Source organism: Desulfurispirillum indicum S5 (assembly GCF_000177635.2).
Classification (GTDB): domain Bacteria; phylum Chrysiogenota; class Chrysiogenetes; order Chrysiogenales; family Chrysiogenaceae; genus Desulfurispirillum; species Desulfurispirillum indicum.
This window is the reverse complement of record NC_014836.1, coordinates 625,383-646,822: the sequence shown is the minus strand read 5'-3', so window position 1 is coordinate 646,822 and position 21,440 is coordinate 625,383. Positions and strand designations below refer to the sequence as shown.

At 56.7% G+C, this 21,440-nt stretch carries 27 protein-coding genes; all 27 read right to left on the bottom strand.

The features are described from left to right. Complete coding sequence (gene nuoL, locus SELIN_RS03100) at positions 1–1,884, bottom strand: NADH-quinone oxidoreductase subunit L (RefSeq protein ID WP_013505250.1); 1,884 nt, start codon at positions 1,882–1,884, stop codon at positions 1–3. 7 nt (positions 1,885–1,891) lie between these two features. After that, positions 1,892–2,203, bottom strand: coding sequence for an NADH-quinone oxidoreductase subunit NuoK (nuoK, locus tag SELIN_RS03095; protein ID WP_041726422.1), 312 nt, complete (start codon positions 2,201–2,203; stop codon positions 1,892–1,894). Next, positions 2,200–2,718 (bottom strand): NADH-quinone oxidoreductase subunit J family protein, encoded by a 519-nt coding sequence (locus SELIN_RS03090; protein ID WP_013505248.1) that lies wholly within the window; start codon positions 2,716–2,718, stop codon positions 2,200–2,202. The genes nuoK and SELIN_RS03090 overlap by 4 nt, the downstream gene beginning before the upstream one ends. Before the next feature lie 4 nt (positions 2,719–2,722). Next, positions 2,723–3,253: an NADH-quinone oxidoreductase subunit I gene (locus SELIN_RS03085; RefSeq protein ID WP_013505247.1), complete on the bottom strand. Its 531-nt coding sequence runs from the start codon at positions 3,251–3,253 to the stop codon at positions 2,723–2,725. Positions 3,254–3,259: 6 nt separating this feature from the next. Continuing rightward, on the bottom strand, positions 3,260–4,297 hold the full coding sequence (gene nuoH, locus SELIN_RS03080; protein ID WP_013505246.1) for an NADH-quinone oxidoreductase subunit NuoH: 1,038 nt from the start codon (positions 4,295–4,297) through the stop codon (positions 3,260–3,262). A gap of 10 nt (positions 4,298–4,307) precedes the next feature. Further along, on the bottom strand, positions 4,308–5,462 hold the full coding sequence (locus SELIN_RS03075; RefSeq protein ID WP_013505245.1) for an NADH-quinone oxidoreductase subunit D: 1,155 nt from the start codon (positions 5,460–5,462) through the stop codon (positions 4,308–4,310). Continuing rightward, positions 5,459–6,070, bottom strand: a complete 612-nt coding sequence (locus tag SELIN_RS03070; protein ID WP_013505244.1) for an NADH-quinone oxidoreductase subunit C — start codon at positions 6,068–6,070, stop codon at positions 5,459–5,461. Before SELIN_RS03070 ends, SELIN_RS03075 begins: the two co-directional genes overlap by 4 nt. 1 nt (position 6,071) lies before the next feature. Then, the gene (locus SELIN_RS03065; protein WP_013505243.1) at positions 6,072–6,698 is read right to left on the bottom strand and encodes an NADH-quinone oxidoreductase subunit B; all 627 of its coding nucleotides are present in this window, start codon (positions 6,696–6,698) and stop codon (positions 6,072–6,074) included. Further along, entirely contained in the window at positions 6,689–7,048 is a 360-nt protein-coding gene (locus SELIN_RS03060; RefSeq protein ID WP_013505242.1) for an NADH-quinone oxidoreductase subunit A, read from the bottom strand. Before SELIN_RS03060 ends, SELIN_RS03065 begins: the two co-directional genes overlap by 10 nt. Positions 7,049–7,284: 236 nt before the next feature. Beyond that, complete coding sequence (locus SELIN_RS03055; protein ID WP_156788010.1) at positions 7,285–8,049, bottom strand: hypothetical protein; 765 nt, start codon at positions 8,047–8,049, stop codon at positions 7,285–7,287. A gap of 38 nt (positions 8,050–8,087) precedes the next feature. Continuing rightward, positions 8,088–8,627, bottom strand: a complete 540-nt coding sequence (locus SELIN_RS03050; RefSeq protein WP_013505240.1) for a hypothetical protein — start codon at positions 8,625–8,627, stop codon at positions 8,088–8,090. Further along, positions 8,624–9,418 carry a hypothetical protein gene (locus tag SELIN_RS03045; RefSeq protein ID WP_013505239.1) on the bottom strand — a complete coding sequence of 265 codons (795 nt, stop codon included), beginning with the start codon at positions 9,416–9,418 and terminating at the stop codon, positions 8,624–8,626. Before SELIN_RS03045 ends, SELIN_RS03050 begins: the two co-directional genes overlap by 4 nt. A 3-nt stretch (positions 9,419–9,421) precedes the next feature. Further along, positions 9,422–10,189, bottom strand: a complete 768-nt coding sequence (locus tag SELIN_RS03040) for a prepilin peptidase (protein ID WP_013505238.1) — start codon at positions 10,187–10,189, stop codon at positions 9,422–9,424. Then, positions 10,186–10,710: a hypothetical protein gene (locus tag SELIN_RS03035; protein WP_013505237.1), complete on the bottom strand. Its 525-nt coding sequence runs from the start codon at positions 10,708–10,710 to the stop codon at positions 10,186–10,188. The genes SELIN_RS03040 and SELIN_RS03035 overlap by 4 nt, the downstream gene beginning before the upstream one ends. Before the next feature lie 6 nt (positions 10,711–10,716). Next, positions 10,717–11,046, bottom strand: a complete 330-nt coding sequence (gene trxA / locus SELIN_RS03030; protein WP_013505236.1) for a thioredoxin — start codon at positions 11,044–11,046, stop codon at positions 10,717–10,719. Between the two features lie 94 nt (positions 11,047–11,140). Continuing rightward, positions 11,141–12,106: a class II fructose-bisphosphate aldolase gene (locus SELIN_RS03025; RefSeq protein WP_013505235.1), complete on the bottom strand. Its 966-nt coding sequence runs from the start codon at positions 12,104–12,106 to the stop codon at positions 11,141–11,143. A 69-nt stretch (positions 12,107–12,175) separates the two neighbouring features. After that, complete coding sequence (locus SELIN_RS03020; protein ID WP_013505234.1) at positions 12,176–12,598, bottom strand: ATP-binding protein; 423 nt, start codon at positions 12,596–12,598, stop codon at positions 12,176–12,178. Next, complete coding sequence (locus SELIN_RS03015; protein ID WP_013505233.1) at positions 12,595–12,948, bottom strand: STAS domain-containing protein; 354 nt, start codon at positions 12,946–12,948, stop codon at positions 12,595–12,597. Before SELIN_RS03015 ends, SELIN_RS03020 begins: the two co-directional genes overlap by 4 nt. A gap of 42 nt (positions 12,949–12,990) precedes the next feature. Beyond that, positions 12,991–16,284: a SpoIIE family protein phosphatase gene (locus SELIN_RS03010; RefSeq protein ID WP_013505232.1), complete on the bottom strand. Its 3,294-nt coding sequence runs from the start codon at positions 16,282–16,284 to the stop codon at positions 12,991–12,993. Continuing rightward, a complete protein-coding gene (locus SELIN_RS03005) occupies positions 16,281–16,535 on the bottom strand; it encodes a hypothetical protein (protein ID WP_013505231.1) in 255 nt (84 codons plus the stop codon). Before SELIN_RS03005 ends, SELIN_RS03010 begins: the two co-directional genes overlap by 4 nt. Before the next feature lie 151 nt (positions 16,536–16,686). Then, complete coding sequence (locus SELIN_RS13750; RefSeq protein ID WP_013505230.1) at positions 16,687–17,151, bottom strand: PTS sugar transporter subunit IIA; 465 nt, start codon at positions 17,149–17,151, stop codon at positions 16,687–16,689. A 2-nt stretch (positions 17,152–17,153) separates the two neighbouring features. Continuing rightward, complete coding sequence (gene hpf, locus SELIN_RS02995) at positions 17,154–17,714, bottom strand: ribosome hibernation-promoting factor, HPF/YfiA family (protein WP_013505229.1); 561 nt, start codon at positions 17,712–17,714, stop codon at positions 17,154–17,156. A gap of 57 nt (positions 17,715–17,771) precedes the next feature. Beyond that, complete coding sequence (rpoN, locus tag SELIN_RS02990; protein WP_013505228.1) at positions 17,772–19,175, bottom strand: RNA polymerase factor sigma-54; 1,404 nt, start codon at positions 19,173–19,175, stop codon at positions 17,772–17,774. A 4-nt stretch (positions 19,176–19,179) separates the two neighbouring features. Then, positions 19,180–19,923: an LPS export ABC transporter ATP-binding protein gene (gene lptB, locus SELIN_RS02985; RefSeq protein WP_013505227.1), complete on the bottom strand. Its 744-nt coding sequence runs from the start codon at positions 19,921–19,923 to the stop codon at positions 19,180–19,182. Further along, positions 19,907–20,380 carry an LptA/OstA family protein gene (locus SELIN_RS02980; RefSeq protein WP_013505226.1) on the bottom strand — a complete coding sequence of 158 codons (474 nt, stop codon included), beginning with the start codon at positions 20,378–20,380 and terminating at the stop codon, positions 19,907–19,909. Before SELIN_RS02980 ends, lptB begins: the two co-directional genes overlap by 17 nt. Beyond that, complete coding sequence (gene lptC / locus SELIN_RS02975) at positions 20,377–20,910, bottom strand: LPS export ABC transporter periplasmic protein LptC (protein ID WP_013505225.1); 534 nt, start codon at positions 20,908–20,910, stop codon at positions 20,377–20,379. The genes SELIN_RS02980 and lptC overlap by 4 nt, the downstream gene beginning before the upstream one ends. Beyond that, a complete protein-coding gene (locus SELIN_RS02970; protein WP_013505224.1) occupies positions 20,907–21,428 on the bottom strand; it encodes a KdsC family phosphatase in 522 nt (173 codons plus the stop codon). Before SELIN_RS02970 ends, lptC begins: the two co-directional genes overlap by 4 nt. Positions 21,429–21,440: the final 12 nt, after the last annotated feature.

The window sequence follows — 21,440 nt, the reverse complement described above, 5'->3', positions numbered from 1 at the left end:
CTAAATAAACAGCAGCGCTGCGATAATGGCGACAGCGATGACCAGGACAGACAGGTAGGACTGGGCACTGCCCCACTGCAGGCGACGCAGGGTGTTGCCACCGCTGTAGGTGCCAGAACCGATGCTGTTGACGATTCCATCGATAACCACGCGGTCAAACCACCAGCTCACGTTCGCCGCGCCTACCACCACGTGCTTGCACATGGCGTTATATACTTCATCGTAGAAGAACTTGTAGGTCAGCAGTTTGTGCAGGTAGCTGAAGCGCTGCTTCATCTTCTCGGGGCAGATGGTTCCCTTGGAGTACATGAGGTAGGCCAGGGTGATGCTGCCAAGGCTGATGAGGGTGGCCAGTACCATGACGCCCACGTTGAGCTTCAGGTAGGTGCTGGCATCGGTCACCGGCGTGTAGACGAGGAATTCGGCAATATAATTGGGTCCTCCCCAGAAGTGGGGTAGGGCCAGCCAGCCAGCAGTGACGGTGAAGAAGCCAAGAATACCCAGGGGCACGGTCATCTGCCAGGGAGACTCGTGGGGGTGAGCATGGCCGCGGTACTCGCCGTGGAAAGTCATAAAGTACATGCGGAACATGTAGAAGGCGGTCAGACCAGCCGTCACAGCACCCAGGATAAAGATCATCGGGTTCATGGCCGCTGCAGCCGCCAGCACTTCATCCTTACTGAAGAAGCCGCTGAAGGGAGGAACGCCCGCAATGGCCAGACAGCCCAGCAGCATGATGCCTGCCGTGAAGGGCATGCTCTTGCGCAGGCCGCCCATGCGGCGCATATCCTGTTCGTGGTGACAGCCGTGAATGACGGAACCACTGTCCAGGAACATCATGCCCTTGAAGAAGGCGTGGGTCATGAGGTGGAACAGACCGGCCGCGTAGCCGATAGGGCCCATGCCCAGGGCGAACATCATGAAGCCCAGCTGGGATACAGTGGAGTAGGCCAGGGCCTTTTTGATGTCATACTGTACCACCGCAATGCAGGCCGCCAGGAAGGCGGTTACCGCACCGATCCAGGCAATGAACTGCAGGGTCGTGGCAGAAGCTTCAAAGAGGAAGTAGATCTTGCCCACCATGTAGACACCAGCGGCAACCATGGTGGCGGCGTGGATCAGGGCCGAAACGGGAGTGGGGCCTTCCATGGCATCGGGCAACCACACATGCAGGGGCCACTGGGCAGATTTGCCAATGGCACCAAAGAAGATACCGATACCGGCAGCGGTCAGAATCCAGCCGGAGAGATCACCGGCCACAATGGCTTCACGCAGCCCTGAGAACTCCAGGGTTCCGGTAGTGGCGAAGATAATCATGATACCGATGAGGAAACCGAAGTCGCCCACCCGGTTGGTGATGAAGGCCTTCTTGGCCGCTGCCGCCGCCGAAGGCTTCTGATACCAGTGTCCGATCAGCAGGAAGGAAGAGACACCCACCAGCTCCCAGAAGATGAACAGGCCAAGCAGGTTGTCCACCAGGATCAGCCCCAGCATGGACGAAGTGAACAGGCCCAGGAAGGCGAAGAAACGGGAGTAGCCGCCATCGCCTTCCACATACTTGGTGGAAAACAGCTGCACCAGGGTGCTGACGGTCATGACGATAAAGAGCATCAGGGCCGTCAGGTTATCCACCCGGATGCCGAAATTCAGGTCAAAGTCCCCGGTGGTGAGCAGTCGGTAGCTCCACTGGGAGGATGACAGATCGTAGCCCATGAAGGCCCCGATGAGAATCAGCGTCGCCAGATACCAGCCAATGGCCGAAGGCACAATCACCACAGTGTGGGCCAGCTTCGGCCACGGCTTGACCACCAGCAGGGCCACACAGCCCGCCAGGATGGGCATGATACCGATAAGCCACGCGTTTGATATGGCAAATTCAATCATAGTTACCTCACCACTTCAGCACGTTGAATTTGGACATGTCAACCGTCTTGTAGTTGCGGTACACGACCAGAAGGATAGCCAGACCCACTGCCGCTTCCGCCGCAGCCACCGTCAGGATGAAGATGGTGATGATCTGACCCTCAAGGGTATCGGGAGTGACGTACTTGGATATGGCGATAAAGGCCATGGTAACGCCTGCCAGCATGACTTCAATACTCAGGAGCACTTTAATGGCATTGCGGCTGGCAATAATGCCGAAAATCCCCAGGCAGAAGACTGCCGATGCCAGAAAGAGAAAGTGGTTCAGGGTTATACTCAGCATTTTTCATCCTCCCCTTCCTTCTTCGCCAGAACAATGGCACCGGTCAGGGCCATGGAGAGGAGAATGGCCGCCAGGTAGAAGGGTACTATGTAGTTGGTGAAGTACTGGATGCCGATGTAGACCGCTGGCTGCGTCGTCAGAGGCTCGGCGTCGGAGAAGCTCCACTGGGCCGTGCTGATGGCAATGACCATCATGATGAAGAGAATACCGCTTACCGCCGCCGCCAGCATCACATTGCCGGATTTGGGACGGTCAACCTCATGGTCGCGGGGGTCGGTCAGCATGATGGCGAAGATGATCAGCAGGGAAAGACCGCCCGCATAGACCATGATCTGGACAACGCCGATAAACTCGGCATTGAGCAGGAAGAAGATGCCGGCCACACCCAGGAAGGTGCCCACCAGACAGGTAACGCTGGCGACGATATTGCGGGTGAAAATCATGGCAAGACCACTGGCCAGGATCGTCACAACCAGCATGTAGAACACGAGATGGTATACAAATTCTGCCATAATCCTACTTTCCTTTCAGTTCCCGTGATTTTTTCTCGATGTACTCAGGAAACGTCATGGCCAGTTCATCTTTGTTCATGACAAAGAGTTCCTTATAGTAGTACGCCGTCTCGTACTCCTGAGACTGGAATACCGCATCGGTGGGGCAGTGCTCGGCGCACAGGCCGCAGGAGATGCACTCGCCGATATCCACGGTGTACTTGTCGATGACGGGTACCTTCTTGACCTTGCCATCCACTTCGCGGTCCTCGCGATGGAATTCCAGTTGAATGACATCGATAGGGCACGCCTTGACGCACATATTGCAGGCGATGCACTTTTCTTCAATGAAGTACAGGCGGCCGCGGGAGCGCTCGGGCAGTGGTCGCACCACTTCGGGATATTCCCGGGTGGGGCGGGGACCGCCAGCATATTTGAGAACGGTCTTCATGCCGATGCTGATGGCCTTTGCCCCGGCTGCAACCGCTTCAATTGTCTTCACAGCCACGCTTGGTTCGCTGGCTGGAGTGGCAGTGGAGTGTTCATCATGAGCCATAGCGCATTACCTCACAAGGTACAGGACAATGCCTGTCACAAAGATGTTCAGGATGGTCAGGGGAATCAGACCCTTCCAGGCCAGGCTCAGCAGCATGCCGATGGTGACCCGGGGCAGGGTAGCCCGTACCCAGACGGTGACACCGAAGAAGAAGTAGGTTTTGGCCAGGAAGACAATGGGGTTGATGAAGTAGCCGCTCATGCCCGTATGCAGTGACGCAATGGCGGGGATGTTGGCGAAGGGCAGGTACCAGCCGCCGAAGAACAGCAGGGTCAGCAGGGCGCACATGGTCAGGGATGCGATGTACTCCGCCATGAAGAAGCCGCCGAACTTGAAGCCGGAGTACTCGGTGTTAAAGCCGGAGACCAGCTCACTTTCCGACTCGGGCAGGTCAAAGGGCGTGCGGTTCACCTCAGCGGTCATGCATATGTAAAAGAGGATAAAGGCCAGAGGCTGATGCCAGAAGTACCAGCCACCCTGCTGCTGCAGCACAATTTCCTGCAGGTTGAAGGAACCTGCCATGAGGAAGATGGGCACGATGGAGAAGAGTAGGGGAATTTCATAGCTGATCGCCTGCCCCACACCGCGCATGGCGCCCAGGGTACTCCACTTGTTGTCGCTGGCATAGCCGGCAATAATGGTGGCAAAGGTTCCCAGGCCAGCAACGGCGAAGAGGAAGAAAATCCCCATGTCCATATTGCTGATCACCTGGTTCTCCCCGAAAGGAATAACCGCCCAGGCAATGATGGCAGCACTCATGGCAATAATGGGAGCAATGGTAAACAGAGCCTTGTGGACACCACGATTCATGATGTCTTCTTTGGTCAGCATCTTTATGGAATCGGCGATGAGCTGCAGCAGGCCGAAGGGTCCAACGCGGTTGGGACCATAGCGGTGCTGGAGAAAGCCAAGCCAGCGGCGCTCATACCAGACAAGCAGGATAACGGAAGTCAGAGCCACCGCCACCACCAGCACAGCAGGCACAACGGCGTAAAAAATCTGCTGAGCCCACAGTGGCCAGGCCTGTGTAAAGGAAAAGAACATCAGGGCACCTCTATCTGTCGATCTCTGGGAGGACTACGTCGTAGGTTCCAAGCAAAATTACCACTTCGGAAATGTTGATGCCCACCAGGGTCTGGGCAAAGGCGTGCAGGTTGCTGAAGGAAGCTCCGCGCAACTTGGTACGCATGGGGTTGCCGCTGCCATCGGAAACCACGTAGGTTCCCAGGATGCCGCGGGCAGACTCCACTTCCGCATAGGCCTCGCCGGCGGGGGCTTTCCACATGGGGCCGATTTTCGGTTTTTCCACCTTGACCGGGCCCTCGGGCATCATATCCAGGCACTGCTCAACCATCCTGAGGGACTCTTTCATCTCCTCCATGCGCACCATGTAACGGGCAAAGTTGTCGCCCTCCTGGAAGACGGGAACCTTGAAGTCCAGCTTGTCGTAGACGAAATCGGGGCGATCACGGCGCAGGTCAAAATCCACGCCGGAGGCACGGGATATGGGGCCCATGGCGCCAAAGTCGATGGCCTGCTGTTTTGTGAGAAGGCCTTTGCCGATCAGACGGCCCCGCACAATGGGGTTGCCGGTAATAATGGCTTCCATATCGCTGAGGGCCTGAGGGAAGCTCTTGATGAATTCCCGGGTCTTTTCAATGGAGTTGGGGGTCATGTCGTAACGAACACCACCGATGCGGGTGTAGTTGTTCATCATGCGCATGCCCGTGACCTCTTCCATGATATCCAGAATGAGTTCACGTTCACGCAGGGAGTACATGACGATGGTAGTGGCGCCCATATCCAGCAGGAAGGTTCCCACCCACAGCAGGTGGGAGTGGATGCGGTTGAGCTCCATCATCAGAACACGCAGCCACTGGGCGCGCTCGGGGACTTCGAGTCCGGCGATACGCTCGGCGGCCACGCAGTAGGGAACCTCGCTGTGGATCGTGGCCAGATAGTCTACCCGGTTGAGGGCAGCCGTATATTGGATCCAGGGACGTTCCTGGCCCATGCGCTCCATGGAGCGGTGCAGGAAGCCGATAACCGGCTCTGCTTCCACCACGACCTCACCATCAAGCTTCAGCATAATCTGCAGTACGCCGTGGGTGGATGGGTGGTGCGGTCCCATGGCCAGGGTCATCAGATCACTTTCGTAATCGTGTTTGAACAGGGCGGGTGCCAGGGTGCTTTGGGGTGTTGTTGTCATATCTTCAAACTCCCGTCGTTTGAGGGTACAAAATCCTTGCGCAGGGGGTAACCCTGGGTGTCGGAGGGCAGGAGAATGCGCCGCAGATCGGGGTGTCCCTCGTAGCGGATCCCCAGCAGGTCAAAGGATTCACGCTCGTGCCACTCAGCGGTGGACCAGATGGCCGAGACGGAAGGCAGAGTAACAGGCTCGCTCTTGTCGGCGGTAGCGTACTGAACGCAAAGCTGCCGCTTATCGGTAGTGCTGTACATGTGCAGCACCGTGCCGAAACGATCGGAGTACTCCACGCCGCTGAGGCAGGTGAGGTAGTCAAGACCAGCTTCCTTGAGCCTGCGACACAGGGCAACCACCTGGGCGCTCTCCACGGCAACGATGTCCCACTGGTTAGAGTCGGTACCTTTATAGGTCACGCCGCTGACATCCTTGATGATTTCTGCCAGCCAGGCGGGCGGCTCAGGGGGAGCAGCGGGCGCGGCGACTTCTTCGGCTGCGCCTTCAGCGCCTTCGGCAGCCTTGGCGGCAGCAGCGGCTTTCTTGGCAGCGGCAGCTTTTTTCATCTCTTCAATCTGCTCGGGAGTAAATTTCGGTTTGGGTGTTTCTTCAGCCATATCAACTCTCTCCCAGGATAATGGGGTAGTGTTTCCCCTCAACGTAGTTGGGATTCAGCGAACCGTCCTTAAGCCGCTTGGGCTGCTTGCCAAGATACTCCTTGCGTTTGAGCATCTTCTGGCGACGGATCTGGTGCTGCAACGTGATAATGCCGTTGAAGAGGGCTTCGGGGCGCGGTGCGCAGCCGGGAATAAAGACGTCGATGGGAATGTAATCGGGAACATTGGCAACAACGGACGGGGAGTACTTGAATATCCCCCCGGTAATCACACAGTTGCCCATGGCAATGGCGTACTTGGGCTCAGCGATCTGCTCCCACAGGGTCACAACCTGGGGCATCATCTTCTTGGTAATGGTACCGGCCAGAATCATCAGGTCAGCCTGGCGGGGGCTGGCCCGGAAGACCTCGGAACCGAAGCGGGCGATATCGTGCTGGGGACAGGAAGACGATATCATTTCAATACCACAGCAGGCCGTCGCGTAGGAGAGGGGCCACAGGGAGTTTGAGCGCCCCCAGTTGTAGACCTTTTCCAGCGTGGTGATGATCACCCCCTGGCTGCCGTCGTCAGCGTACTTGTCCAGCATGTCGATTTCATAGGGTTTACGCACTGGGCTGACTACGTCCACTGCAATCCTCCTTTTCTCCAGGCATAGGCCAGCGCAATAACCAGGATGGCGACGAAGATGAACATCTCAATCAACGCCAGCAGTCCCAGGTCGTGGAATGCGACAGCCCAGGGAAAGATGTAGATCATTTCGATCTCGAAGACAAAAAAGAGCAAGGCATAGAGATAGTAGCCGATGTGATAACGGCTTTTTGCCTCACTGGTGGGCTCCATGCCGCACTCATAGGTCGTGTACTTCAACCGCGTCCCGAATTTGGGACCCAGCAGCCACGCCAGCGTCACAAGAGCCGTTGGCAAGATCACACCGATGGCGATGATGCCCAGCAAGGGACCGTACCCGTCAATAACCATGGCAACTCCTTCCGAATACACGCTTCACACGTGTTTAATCTGTACTTCGGGGCAACATAGAACTCAAACAGCCTTTTATAGCATATAATCGTATACAATTTCCACCGCAGAAGTGCTTTTTTGTCAATAATCCACCAAAGGAAATTCTGGGCGACAAAGAGCAAAAATGGCGCACTGAAAGGCACACAGAGGATTTGAGACTTTCTTCACATGTCCCGACACACGCTTTGGCGCCATTACTCCTGGTTAAAAAGTATACGAAGTTGACGTTCACGCACATTTCCGTGAAGAGCAGTCAGCGTAACACCGTTTGGAGAAATTTCCTCCACAGACCAGTGTCGCCCTGGAAGCGCTTCACCAACTTCAAAACACTTATCCTGCAGAATTACGCACCACCGCCCCCCACGCAGGAGCGCCCCCTCAAGGGAAACAGCTGTCGTCACCGCCTCAGCTTCAGCCAAAGTCACCGACCCTGCTCCCGCACTCTCCTCCACAGGATGAGCTTTTGACCCTGACACCAGAGCAGGAGACTGCCAGCGGCGGTACACATCTTCCGCCACGTACAGCCGTAAAGAGAGTTCAAACTCCCCACCATCAGTACCCAGCAAGCGCACCTGATCCAGCGCCAGGATTCCCGGCAACTCCTGCAGAAACTCAAAAAAGTCGCTGAGGCTGTGGGATTTGCCCCGCAAGGTCAGACCATAGCCACTTACCCGCGCTGCGCCGCCAGATCCCGATACGGCAGGGCTACCGTGCAACTGCAGCACCTGAATATGATGATTTTCCAGGTACCAGGGCAGGAGATCGCGCACAAAACTCCCCCCAAAAACCTCCGATGCGGCCACAGCAGAGGGAGACGTCGATGCAGACAACTCGGACGCATGCTCAAGCGCCGCACGGACGCGTGCGATCTCATCCGCCAGACGCCGATTCTCGGCAAGGATCGCCTGGCGCACGCTCCAAAGCAATGTCATCAACACCATGAACAGGGTCACCACCACCAGGAATCTCTCACGGCGTGACCCGGAAAACACCCCCTTCACCGCACTTCCCCCCCAAGCTCCACATGCACGGACGCCAGGGTGACACCTCCCCTTTGCTGCACCGAAACCATGTCAACTCCCAGAACTCCACGCCGCTCTCCCAGAACAGAGAGGTACTCCGTCAGGCTCCGCATATCCTCCGCCTGCACCTGCACCCGCAGGAGCGATGGCTCCGACTGAACAATTTCACGCACTGCCACGCCCTCCATCTGCCCCACAAAGGTTTCCAGCAGCCACTGCAGCCCGGCGACACCCATGACCATCCCCGTCGCAAACAACTCCTGGCCTTCCACCAGTGTTGCATCGCCGGAGAAGACGGCTGGAAGTTCTTCACGGGCCATGGCAGATACCGGCAACGGTGAAGCATCAATAGCATTCAGCTGCCGCTGCAAGTGCCACCTCTCCCAAAGGGGATCACCCAGCAGCAAACCCAGCAGCACCAGAGCGCCTGACACCAGGGCCCAGGGACGGGAGCGCGCTTTCCGCGAACGAGCCGCCACCAGGTTCACACCGTAGGCCCATTGCGGCTTCTTCATGGCTTCACCGCCCACGGAAACGGGCCATCACCCGGTACCCCGCGGCGCACGGCAAAGGGCTGCACCAATATCGGCTCTTCACGGTCCCCCCACAAGTCCAGCACCTGCTCACTATCCCAGCCATACACACTCCGTGGCATGGTCGCAAGTGGATGCTGAGCGGCAAAAGCGTGGAAGGTTCGCCAGAGTTCCGGGTGCTCATACTGGTGGCGGGGTATGGTCCGCTTGCACAGCAGGTGACTTCCCACACCCAGAGCGATAGTGCAGGTTGACGGCCCGCACAGGACATATCCAACACGGTGCCCGACTGGAGCAGTCTCGCGCTCTGTCGCCTTGAGCGCCACATGGAGGAAGGTGGAAACTTCCGCCACCTGCCAGCCAGAAGTGGCCGTCACTCCCTGGCACCTTTCGAACACCCGGGCCCGGTTGCCATAACAGACACTGTAGCTCATGGTCTGTGACTGGCGTCCCGGAGTGAGACAGGTGCAATCCCAGACCAGTTCATCCCGGCTGCGCCTTGTCTTCTGCTCCAGCATCGACCCGATCGCCAGGCGGGCCTTGTCCTTTGGTAGTTGCGGAAGATCCAGCAGCACCACCTCAACCTCATCCGGGGAGAGAAAGAGGCGACAGCGGCGGGCAGGCCCCATAAAGCCACGCTCAGGCTGCTTTTCTGAGTCATCCTGCAGCGCCGTGGAATAGCGAAAACCCCGCTGCGGCAAAGATCTCGCGGACAGTGTCAGTTGACGCTGATCCAGAAAACCCACCGCGTTGGCATCCCTGGAAAACCACATGTTTCACCCCCGCACAAAAACAACCAGCAGCGCTCCCAGGGCCAGAAAAGGCCCGAAGGGTATTTTCATCTGCAGGCTGAAACTCCGGTGATAGATCATAAAGAACACTGCAGCCGCCAAACCGGTCAGCGACGCCAGAAACAGGGTATAGAGGACACCGGTCACCCCGACAAAGGCGCCGATCATGGCCAGCATTTTCACATCACCAAGGCCCAGCGCCTCTATCTGGCGCACGTACCGGTAGTACAGGTACACTGCCAGCAGGATGCCGCCGCCCGCCAGCGCCCCGGCCAGTGAGGCGGCAAAGTGCCCAAACCATATGGCCAGTGCCAGCCCTGCCACCAGCCCGCCAACGCTGAAAAAGTCGGGAATAATACCTTCACCCCCACCAAACTGGCTGGCACTGACCGCATCAATGACACCACAGGCGAAGAGAAAGAATACCAGGCTCAGGTACCAGATCACCTGGGGAATGTCCGGCAGGAAGTGAAACGTGACTGCGGCAAACAGCAACCCCAGGGAGGCTTCCAGTAGAGGATAGAGAGGGCTGATGGAGCCATGGCAGTGCAGGCAGCGCCCCCGACAGAACACATAGCCCAGCACCGGCACATTGGCAAACCAGGCAATGTGCTCCTGGCAGCGAGGGCAGTGGGAAGCGGGAAACACGATACTGATATCCCGCGGCATGCGATAGGAGCAGGCTGCCACAAAGCTCCCCAGACAGGCGCCCAGCACAAATGCCAGCGCCGCTGGCAGGAGCACCGACATCATGGCTCTATCCTGCTCAGAATGGAAAAATCTCCGCCCACTTCCAGCACGGCGGGATAGCGTGAAATCCCGAGCCGGCGACTATGGCTGCGCAGCTGCTCAGCGCTCACCAGCGCGAGCACGCAACGGGGACTGCTTTCCAGGCCCTCCAGAGAGCCCAGTACCCGGGGAAGCTGGTGGATATTGACGGGGATGAGGTAGGTTCTGTAGGGCGATGTGCTTTCCAGGCACTTCAGGTATGTCTGTCGGTCCACTGGGCCGATATAGAGGAAAAAGGGTTCTCCCAGATTGTGAATCAGTTCGATGGGCTGCCCATCGGGGGTATGAAGCGTCAGATCCGGGGGTACGCTGTGCGTTTGCCCAAGGGAGCGAAAAGCCGCGGAATAGAGGATATAAAATGACAGGGCGACACAACCCATGACGAAGAGATTCTTCAGGGACCAGCGAGGTATAACCGGTGGGGGAGGAGGTGACTTCATGGTAAAAAGAAAGCCGGAAGCCTGACTGGCTTCCGGCTGTTTCATTTCATCTTACAGGTGTTTTGTCAGGAGCGCTTTAAGGGCCTCTTTGGACTGTACACCCACAGCCTGATCAACCACCTGGCCACCCTTGAAGATCATGATGGTGGGGATGCTGCGCACGCCGAACTTCTGGCTGGTCTGGGGATTTTCATCCACATTCACCTTGCCCACCTTGGCCTTGCCCACAAACTCTTCTGCCAGAGCATCAATGGTGGGGGAAAGCATGCGACAGGGTGCGCACCAGCTGGCCCAGTAGTCTACCAGAACCGGAGTGGAGGATTGCAAAACATCACTATCGAAACTTGCGTCAGTAAAATTCAGAACGCTTTCTGCTGCCATAGTACACCGCCTTTTATGAGTATTTTCAGGATTTATGACGGATTAGTCATGTTCTGGGAGCATGCTCCCAGAAAAGGGTACTGTTGTCAAGATTCTATATACGCTCAGCCGAGCCCAGAACTTCGCGGTTTTTATGCTTGATCAGCTCCACCAGCAGGTCACGGGCAGGGCTCAGGTACTTCCTGGGGTCAAACTCGGCGGGATTTTCCGCCAGTGCCTTGCGAATGGCCGCGGTGAAGGCCAGTCGACCATCAGAGTCAATATTGATCTTGCACACCGCGGAGGATGCCGCACGGCGCAGCTGCTCTTCGGGCACACCCAGGGCACCTTTGATATCACCACCATAGGCGTTGATCATATCCACATACTCGGGAACCACCGAGCTGGCACCGTGCAGCACAATGGGAAAGCCGGGCAGACGCCGCTCTATCTCCTCCAGAATATCAAAACGCAAGGGGGGCACCGGCTTACCGGGGGCAAACTTGAAAGCTCCATGGCTGGTTCCGATGGATATGGCCAGGGAGTCGACTCCGGTAAATCGCACAAACTCTTCAACCTCTTCGGGATCAGTGTAATGGCTCACCTCCGAGGAAACCTCGTCTTCTATGCCTGCCAGCACCCCAAGCTCCCCTTCAACACTCACGTCGAACTGATGGGCATACTCCACCACTTTTTTTGTCAGCGCCATGTTCTCCTGAAAGCTCAGGTGGGAGCCATCAATCATGACACTGGAAAATCCGCTGTCCACGCAGTCCTTGCACAGCTCAAAGGAATCTCCATGATCCAGGTGCAGGGCAATGGGTATCGGTGCGGTCTGGTGAGCCAGCTCAACGGCTCCCATGGCCATATACCGCAGCAAAGTTCCATTGGCGTAATTGCGCGCTCCCTTGGACACCTGCAGGATCACGGGTGAGCGCGACTGGGCGCAACCACTGATTATCGCCTGCAACTGCTCCATATTATTAAAGTTATAAGCCGGAATAGCGTACTTTCCCGCCATCGCCCCCGCAAACATGTCGCGGGTGTTACAGAGTCCGAGATCTTTAAAAGAAACAGCCATAAAGGGCCTCCTCGCCACAGAGATATAGCTATAGATGTACTCAAAAGCGCCCGAAAAGACAAGAGACGATCACAGGAGCCGCTTGGTCATCTCCAGTACATAACCACCATTGCTGGGCAGATAGCTGACCCGATCCATCAGCGAACGGATCACAAAAATTCCGCGCCCATGGTCTTCCAGAAAATCAAAATCCGGTTCGGGCAACGTGCTGATATCAAAACCCTGGCCATGGTCATAGACCCTGATATACAGAAGATCTTCCGCAATAGTAATGGTGATATGCACATCCTTGTCAGGATTCCCCTCATTGCCATGGCGGATAGCGTTCGTCGTGGCTTCGGTCAGCACCAGGTTGATATGGTAGGCCAGCTCATCCCGATCGCCCTCATAGTGTTCCAGGGTGCGGGCGATCTCCTCGCCGATCCTGCCAATCAGGCTCAGATAGCGGGTCTGATTGGGGACACTGATATCCAGTTCAATTTTTTCCTTCATGTGGTTTCCTTGTCACGAAAACTCTCCAGGGCTTCACGGCGACCGCCATAAATCGGGAAAACGCGATATAATCTGGTGAGCTGAAAAATTGCCTCCACCGGTGAGGCAATGCAGCACAGTCGCAGGTCTCCACCGGCAGCGCGCAATCCCTTGAATCCGGCAACCAGAGCGCCAATGCCCGACGAATCCATAAACTGCACACGGCCAAGATCGACGACGACCCGCTGTGGCCCTTTTTCCTGCAACTTCTGCAGGTACTCCTTGAGCTCTACGCTGTTATGGGCATCCAGGCGTTCACCCTCAACACAAACCACGATAATGCCATCCTGTTCTTCCACCGTGAATCCCATTGACCCTCCTCTATCTTCTCGCATCGGTACCTTATCGGTTCTTCACGCACCAGCTCCTGAGCCCTGCTTCCCATTACCCGCCACCAACACGGGACGCTTTTCTTTCACCCGTCCCGATACTGCCTCCCGCTTCAGAACTACCATGGAAATATCATCCCGGAAGTGAAAACTCCCGGTGAAAAGCCTGACCTGATCCAGCAGGGCATCGATGATCTGCTGTGCGCTCAGATGGTGGTACTCCTGCAGAAGCACCTGCAGCCGCTCCTCGCCAAAGAAGCTCCGCTGACGATTCTCCGCTTCGGTAATGCCGTCGGTGTACAGCAGCAGCACATCCCCCGGATGCAGGAAGGTCTCTTCTTCTTCAAAAGAAACTTCCGGCTCGATACCCAGAATGAGGCCATCGGCATCCAGGCGTTCACACTGCCCGGTCTCTGCACGCCACAGCAGGGGTGGATTGTGACCGGCACTGGCATAGGTGACGCGGTGCGAGGCCGAATCATACTGCACATAGAACATGGTGATAAAGAGCTCCGCCTTCAGCAGATCGCCGTAGAGAAAGCGATTGAGCTCAGCCAGTAGTTCCGACGGATGGCGGTTATCCCTGGCGCGGGACTGGATGAAGGTGCGCGCCTGTGTCATCACCAGGGCGGCACCAATGTTGTGACCGGAAACATCGGCCACCACAAGATCCAGCAGCTCTTCGCGCAGGAGAAAGTCATAGTAGTCTCCCCCCACCTGGTGGGCCGGAATGCAGATTCCCGCCAGGGATACGCCTGGGAGATCGGGCACTTCGGCGGGCAGCAGACCCACCTGAATTGCCCGGGCAATCTGCAGCTCGCGCTGCTGCTCACTGACTTCAATAAGTTTGCGCGTCTGGCGGGCATTGCGCCATGCCACCCCGATCTGGCCGGCGATATTCTGGAAGAGCTCCATGAACTCCTTGGTGAAAATCCCCTTTGATGTCCGGGAAAAGGCCGAGAGAACCCCCACTGGTTCGCCCTCCATGGTCACGGGCACATGGGCGAAGGACTGTATGCCTTCATCGCGGGCCAGCTGAGCGGCGATGGCCTTGTCTGCCGTATCGGCGTCGTTGACCACCACTGGCGCATTAGTGATGAAAGCCGTGCCAATATAGGTTTCCAGGCTAAGATTGCGCTCGGATTTTCCCAGGTGTTCCGAGCTCATCCCTACCTGACTCTGCACCACCAGCGCCTGCTTGTCTTCATCCAGCATACGGATAACGCACAGGTCAAAGCGGAACTGCCCCTGCAGCAGCTCAAGGACATTATCCAGTATACTGGAGAGGTCATCGCCGCTGGATACCTCCCGCGCCACCTCATAGAGGACACTGAGCTGCTCGCGACTGGTGGTGCGGCTGATAGTCACCGAACCGAACAGATCAAAAACCCGCTCCATACGGCTCCCCTTGGCACTCAGGTAATTTTCCAGAATAATGCGGGCCGGCGCTGCTCCGACAGAGCCGGCCAGGGTCTTTTCCGTAAACTGCTTCAGGCCAATGACCTCGTATTCCGGCAGGTGTTTCTCGTCCAAGGCGAGGCTCTTCTCTTTCATATACTGGTTCAGGGCCACATGGGCCTGACGTTCGCCGATAAACTTGGCCATCAGATCGCGAAACTCATGGACACTGGGAGCCTGACTGATGCGCTCACGGGTCACCAGCGCAGGATCATTGCCCTCAAAGACATCCACAAAGCGCTCTGCCTGTTCTTCTTCATCTGACGACGCGCTGGTCAGCAGGGAGAGGGCCAGATAGGCTCCGAGATTGAAGAACATGGTCCAGAAAAGCGCGTGCGACCACATATCAAAGCCACTCAGCCCAAAGAGCTCCAGCGGACGCAAAAAGGAGAGACCCCAGGGGCCCTCTTCCAGCAGCGTGCTCGTCATCCAGCCCGAGCGGATAAAAGAGGGAATAAGCAGGGTATAGGCCCAAACAACAAACCCGAGAACCAGGCCCACCATCGCGCCCAGATGGTTCCCCCGCTTCCAGAAAAGCCCTCCGATCACTGCCGGCGCGAACTGGGTGACCGCAAGAAAAGAGATCAGACCGATATTCACCAGGGCATAGGTCTCACCGATTACCTTGTAGTAGAAGTAGCCCAGCAGAACCACCACCGCGATTCCCAGGCGCTTCATGTGCAGCAGGAGACCGGACATGTCCGCGGTGTCTATTCTGAAACGCAGGATCAGGGGCATGAGCAGATGGTTCAGGATCATGGTGGCAAGGGCAACTGACGCCACCATGACCATACCGGCCGCGGCTGAAAAGCCACCGATGAACACCAGCATGGCCAGCCAGGGGTGGCCCTCCTGCAGGGGTATCAGCAGGACGAAAAAGTCCGCATTGGCCGTGTCCCCCCCTTGCAGAAGCAGGCCACCCAGGGCAATGGGGATGACAAAGATGTTGATGAGGAACATGTAGGCAGGAAAGCACCACATGGCCGTTCTGATATGTTTTTCGTCGGAGTTTTCGATAACCATGGCGTGGAACTGGCGGGGCAGGAACATCACCGCCATCATGGAGACAAAGGTGAGGGTAAACCACGTTACGTACGGCGTCTGCTCCGTATTGAGCAGAAGCAGGTGGCTGCGTTCCGGAAAGGTTTCCAGAAAGCGGCTGAAAATATCACCAAAGCCGCCGAACATCCCGTAGGTCACAAAGATACCGATAACCAGGAAGGACACCAGCTTGACGATGGACTCCACGGCAATGGCGGCCACCAAACCTTCGTGGCGCTCGGTGGCATCCAGGCGTCTGGCTCCGAAGAGCATGCTGAACACGGCCAGCAGCAGGGCCGCCACCAATGCCGAATCCATGTAGGTCGGCAGGCCCTGGATGGGACGACGCACCCCCTGTTCGACGGCGCTGGCAGACAAGGTCAGGAATTCAAAGGTATTGGCCACGGCTTTCAGCTGCAGGGCAATGTAGGGCATGACGCCTATCACCGCAAAGATCGTGACCACCGCCCCCAGGGTGGCCGACTTGCCATAGCGGCTGGAGATGAAGTCCGCAATGCTGACAATATTCTGCTCCTTGCTGATGCGCACCATCTTACGCAGCAGAAACCACCAGCTGAATGCGATCAGGGTCGGCCCCAGGTAGATGGGCAGAAAATCCAGCCCCGTGGTGGCCGCACGCCCGACGCTGCCGTAAAAAGTCCAGGATGTCAGGTAGACGGCGAGGGAGAGTGAGTAGATATAGGCATTGGAAATAATGCTGCGGGAGGCGTCACGCATTTTATCGGCATAGTAAGCCACCGCGAAGAGGAAGAGGAAGTAGAGCAGGGAGATCAGGCCGACCAGGTACACAGAGATCATGACTCCCCCTGATCGCGGTCTTCATGGTCAGCTGACTCTGCGTCTCCATGGTTGAGGCTGCGGGTGAAAAAATAAATCACCGCGATGGACAGCGGCCATCCCAGCAGAAAGTACAGCACCATCATGGGAACGCCCAGCACCAGAGTGAGCTTGTTGAAAATATGGGTAAAGGGATAGTTGATCATCAGCACGCCCAGCAGGAAAAAGAGAATCCAGGCCTCTGCCAGGGGACTGAAACGCTGATGCTTCATGATTTTTCTCCGTCAGTCAGGTGACACAGAGAGGTGACAAGACAGGGCTTGTGTACGAAACCTTCAGAATAAAACGCAGTTTAGAATAGTTTACATTGGAGCTGTGGTCAACACCTTCGTTCCAGGCAGACCACAAAACCAGGCGAGTCGTTCAGCCCAGACGCTCCCAATACTGTTCGATGCACTGCAGAATTCTGACGGGATCTGAGGCAGCCAGGGCGTCGGAGACAAAGCCATCGCTTCTGGTCAGACGAGCAATACGGGCGAGCACCTGCAGGTGCTCGCTGACACGCTGGGGAGGACTGAGGATGACAAAAAAAAGGGACGTGGGTTGCCCATCGGGAGAGCCAAAGTCGATTCCCCGGGCACTGGTGAAAACGAAGAGACGGATCTGGTCAAGCCCCTCAATCTTGCAGTGAGGAATGGCCACCTGGGAGCCAAGGGCAGTGCTGCCCAGCTCCTCGCGCTCCCAGAGGGCCTGGAAAAGCGTCTGGGCGGAAAGATCGGCACAGACGCTGTTTATCTTCTGAGCTGCCACACGCAGCAGCTCATCCCTGGTGGTCGCATCAACAGCAGTGCAGATGTGCTCCTGCTGCAGAAAAGGGATGTGGCTCACCGTCAGGCTTCAGGCTGAACCAGACCGTAGTTGCCGTCCTTGCGCTGGTAGATCACGTTGATCTGGTCGCTGTCGGCATTACGGAATACCAGAAACTCATTGCTGATAAGGTTCATCTGCATAACTGCCTCGTCAACGCTCATGGGCTTGACCTTGAAGCTGCTGCTCTTGATGACTTTCGGCTCGCTGCCGCCAGCCTGCTCTTCACGCTCCTCAAAGCTCTCGGCGGCGAAGACATTCATATTGACAACCATGTCCTTGGCCTGCTGGCGTGGCTTATGGCTTTTAATCTTGTTCTTGTAGCGCTTGACCTGGCGTTCGATCTTGTCGGTTACCGTGTCAATGGAAGCGTACATATCCTGGGTGGTGCTCTCGGCGCTGATATTGATACCGTTAACCAGCAGATTCACTTCCACCTTCTGGCGGTGCTTGTTCACCGAAAAGACAATGTGGGCATCCATAACCGTGTCGAAATAACGGCTGAGTTTGCCGATTTTTTCCTCAGCGTATTGCTTCAGGGGCTCTGTCAGGTCGATTTGTTTGCCGGTAATCTGAATGTTCATGGGATCCTCCGATTCTATGCGGGATAGTAAATTTCTGGAACAGGTCAAGACCGCAGACTAGAGCTTGTTCTTGCGGGCGGACGCCGTGGGAATCCCCAGGTCGGCCCGATACTTGGCAACGGTACGCCGGGCCACATCAAAGCCCTCAGCCGCCAGCATACTCACAAGCTTTTCATCACTCAAGGGCTTTTGCGGATTTTCCCCTTCGATAATCTCCCTCAGCCGGTGTTTCAACACATCGACAGAGAGAGAACCACCCTTTATACCGCTGCCGAAGAAGAACTTCAACTCATAAATTCCATAGGGGGTATGGGCATATTTACTGGTAGTGACCCGACTGACGGTGGACTCGTGCACGCCGATATCATCGGCCACTTCACGCAGATTCAGGCCCTTGAGATACATGGGCCCGCGGTGAAAAAATTCGCCCTGGAATTTGAGAATACTCTGGGCAACCCGCAGTATGGTCTTCTGACGCTGCTCAATGCTCTTGATAAACCACTTTGCCGCCTGATACTTGCGTTCTATATAAGCATAGCTCTCCTTGTCGGGAGCTGACTTTGCCAGCTGAATGTAGCTGTGGTTCACGTTGAGGCGGGGCAGCCCGTCGTCATTGGTGAGCACCAGAAACTGCCCATCCTTGTCCTTGACATAATAGACATCGGGAATCACCGTACTGTTCTCGTCATCCACGTAGCCCTGGGCTGGCACCGGCTCCATGTCACGAATCAGGGCAATGGCCTCCAGGGCCTCTTCTTCCGTGCACTTCAGGACGCGGGTAATCTTCTTCAGGCCCTTTTTATCCATCTCCTCAAGGAACTTCTCGATAATACCCCGTACAACATCGTAGGGGGCGGTCAGCTCCCGGTGGCTCATGTTCTCCAGCTGCACCAGCAGAAACTCCTTGATGGAACGACTGCCAACTCCCAGGGGTTCAAGATTCTGCACCACCTCGACGAGCACCTCCTCCAGGAGTGCAACGGGATAGTGTTCACTGGCCAGTTCTTCAAGGGGCACCCGCAGATAGCCATCCTCATCCAGGTTGTTGACCAGAATATACGCGGCGCCACGCTGCTCTTCACCGATCTTCATCAGCCCCAGCTGCCCCAGCAGCATGGCCGTGAATGACTCGCGATTTTTTATGGGTGTTTCATACTCATCATCGGGGATCTCATAGGAGGCCCCTTCAGAGAAATTCTCTCCGTAACTGTTCAGGTAGTTCTCAAAATCATTGATCTCCTTTTCCCCTTCGGAGACCTGGGCCGGCACCTCGTCCCATTCATCAGTGCTGCCAGCGGGCTCGGCTTCCAGCACCGGGTTTTCCAGCAGCTCGGTTTCAATCTGCTCCTCCAGCTCCAGGCGTGAGAGCTGCAGCAGTTTGATGGCCTGCTGCAGGGCCGGTGTCATCACCAGTGATTGCTGAAGTGTCTGGGTCTGCCCCAGGCTCATCCCTGTGCGCATACCATCAGCCCCGGTAGTTTTCGCCCAGGTAGGCCTGGCGCACAGCGGGAGAACTGGTGATCGTGGTGGGATCGCCCTGCGCAAGAATCCTGCCGTCGGAGAGAATATAGGCGCGATCACAGGTGCCCAGGGTTTCGCGCACATTGTGGTCAGTGATCAGAGTGGCAATTCCACGTTGCTGCAGCTGCCGGATAATGGTACGGATTTCCTCCACCGCGATGGGATCAATGCCGGCAAAGGGTTCATCCAGCAGGACCATTTTCGGATTCTGGGCCAGAGCGCGGGCAATTTCCACCCGGCGGCGCTCTCCGCCACTGAGGACGTAACCCATGGATTTGCGGATGTGGGTAATGTGAAATTCCTGCAGCAGGTCTTCCAGAATCTCGCGTTTGCGGGAGAGGCTGATATCGCGACGCAGCTCCAGCAGGGCCCAGATATTATCCTCCACCGAGAGCTTGCGAAAGACACTGGGCTCCTGGGGCAGGTAGGCCAGCCCCAGATGGCCGCGCCGGTACACCGGCAGGGGTGAAATATCCTGACCTTCAAAGAATATCGACCCGGCGTCGGCCGGAACCAGGCCAACGGTCATATAGAAGGTGGTCGTCTTGCCGGCACCATTGGGGCCCAGCAAGGCAACCACCTCAGCCTGGTTGACGTGGAAATCCACCTGGTCCACCACGGTACGTTTACCGTAGCGTTTTACCAGGCCGCGGGCTTCCAGAACTCGGGTATCAGTCTGCACGGTCATCTTCAAATATCACTTTCACCCGCTCGCTTTCATCGCCTTCCACAAAGGCCTCGCCAGTCGGCTCGTGTATGGTTATACGGGGAGCGGCAAGGGAGCTGCGACTGTCAATCAGGCGCGCGTTGCCTTCCAGCACAATGGTTTGTCGATCGTGGTAGTAGTAGAGGGTATCGGAAAACCCCCGCTTGTCCCCATAGTACAGCTCCACGTTATCCCAGGCGTGCAGGCGCTGGAGTTCCTGTCGACCAGCGGCGTTTTGCACGGCGCTCACAACCAGGGAATCGGCGTGCAGAACATAACTGGGGGACTCAAAGACGACACTCCCCCAGAAGCGACTCTCACCGATATGGGCATTGATCTCCAGATGGTTACTCTCGATGGTGTAAACGACCCCGTTGGACTGTGCCATGGCAAAATTCCAGCAAAGCGCTACCACAACTGCCAAAATCGTGTATTTCATGGGTCGAAACTCCATTTTCCGCGGATATTGCCATCAGCACGCATCCTGGCCGGCTCCCGCCAGACCTCAATGCGATCTCCCGAAAGCTCGAAACCCTCCTGGCCCGTCAGGACAAAAGGGTTCTCGGAGACAAGCCTTTGCTCCTGCACCGTATATATAGCATCTTTTCCCCGCAATACAAAACCATCAACGGTGGTCGCCGTAAAATCACGGGGCAGCAGTACCAGTTCTTCGCCCTGCCGGTAGATGCCCTGGAGGGCTCGCACCTCCTGGAGCTGGGAGTCAAAAAAAGCCATCTCAAGCTCCTCCAGCGCAATTTCCTGCAGCCCGTGGACAGCGCGCTGTGCCTTCAGGGAGTAGAGAAGCTTTCCTGACTCGGGATCCAGACGGTCGATGGTCACATTGGTACTGACCAGACCGGCCCTGCCAGTCACCTCGGCCATCTGCGGCACCGCCCGACCATACTGATAAAAGGTGTAGGCCAGGTAGGCAAACAGGAGCAGGCTCACGGCATAGGCGACTTTCCTCATCGCTGATAGCGCTCCATCAGCCCCGGCCAGTGGCCCGCCTCCCGCAGGATGAATTCGATAAATTCGGCAGCAGCGCCATCCCCACCGCGATTCCTGGTAATCATGTCCACCTCGCGGCGCACTTCGTCCGGCGCCTCGGGAACACAGGCCGACAGGCCCACCCGCCGCAGCACGGGAATATCAATAATATCATCGCCCATGTAGGCAATCTGCTCATCGCACAGCCCGTGGGTGCTCTTCAGCTCCTCGTACACCACCAGCTTATCGATGGCGCCCTGGTACACCATGGTCATCTCCAGCTCCCGGGCGCGATGCCCGACAATGGGACTCTGGCGACCGGTGATAATACCGGTGCGGTAGCCCGCCCGCTGCAGGAGCTTGATACGATGGCCATCGCGGACGTTGAAGCTCTTGTACTCAACCCCATGGACATCATAGGTAATTTTGCCGTCGGACAGCACGCCATCCACGTCAAAAATCACGACCTTGATCCGCTGAACTTTTTCCTGCAGTCGCATATATTTCTCCAG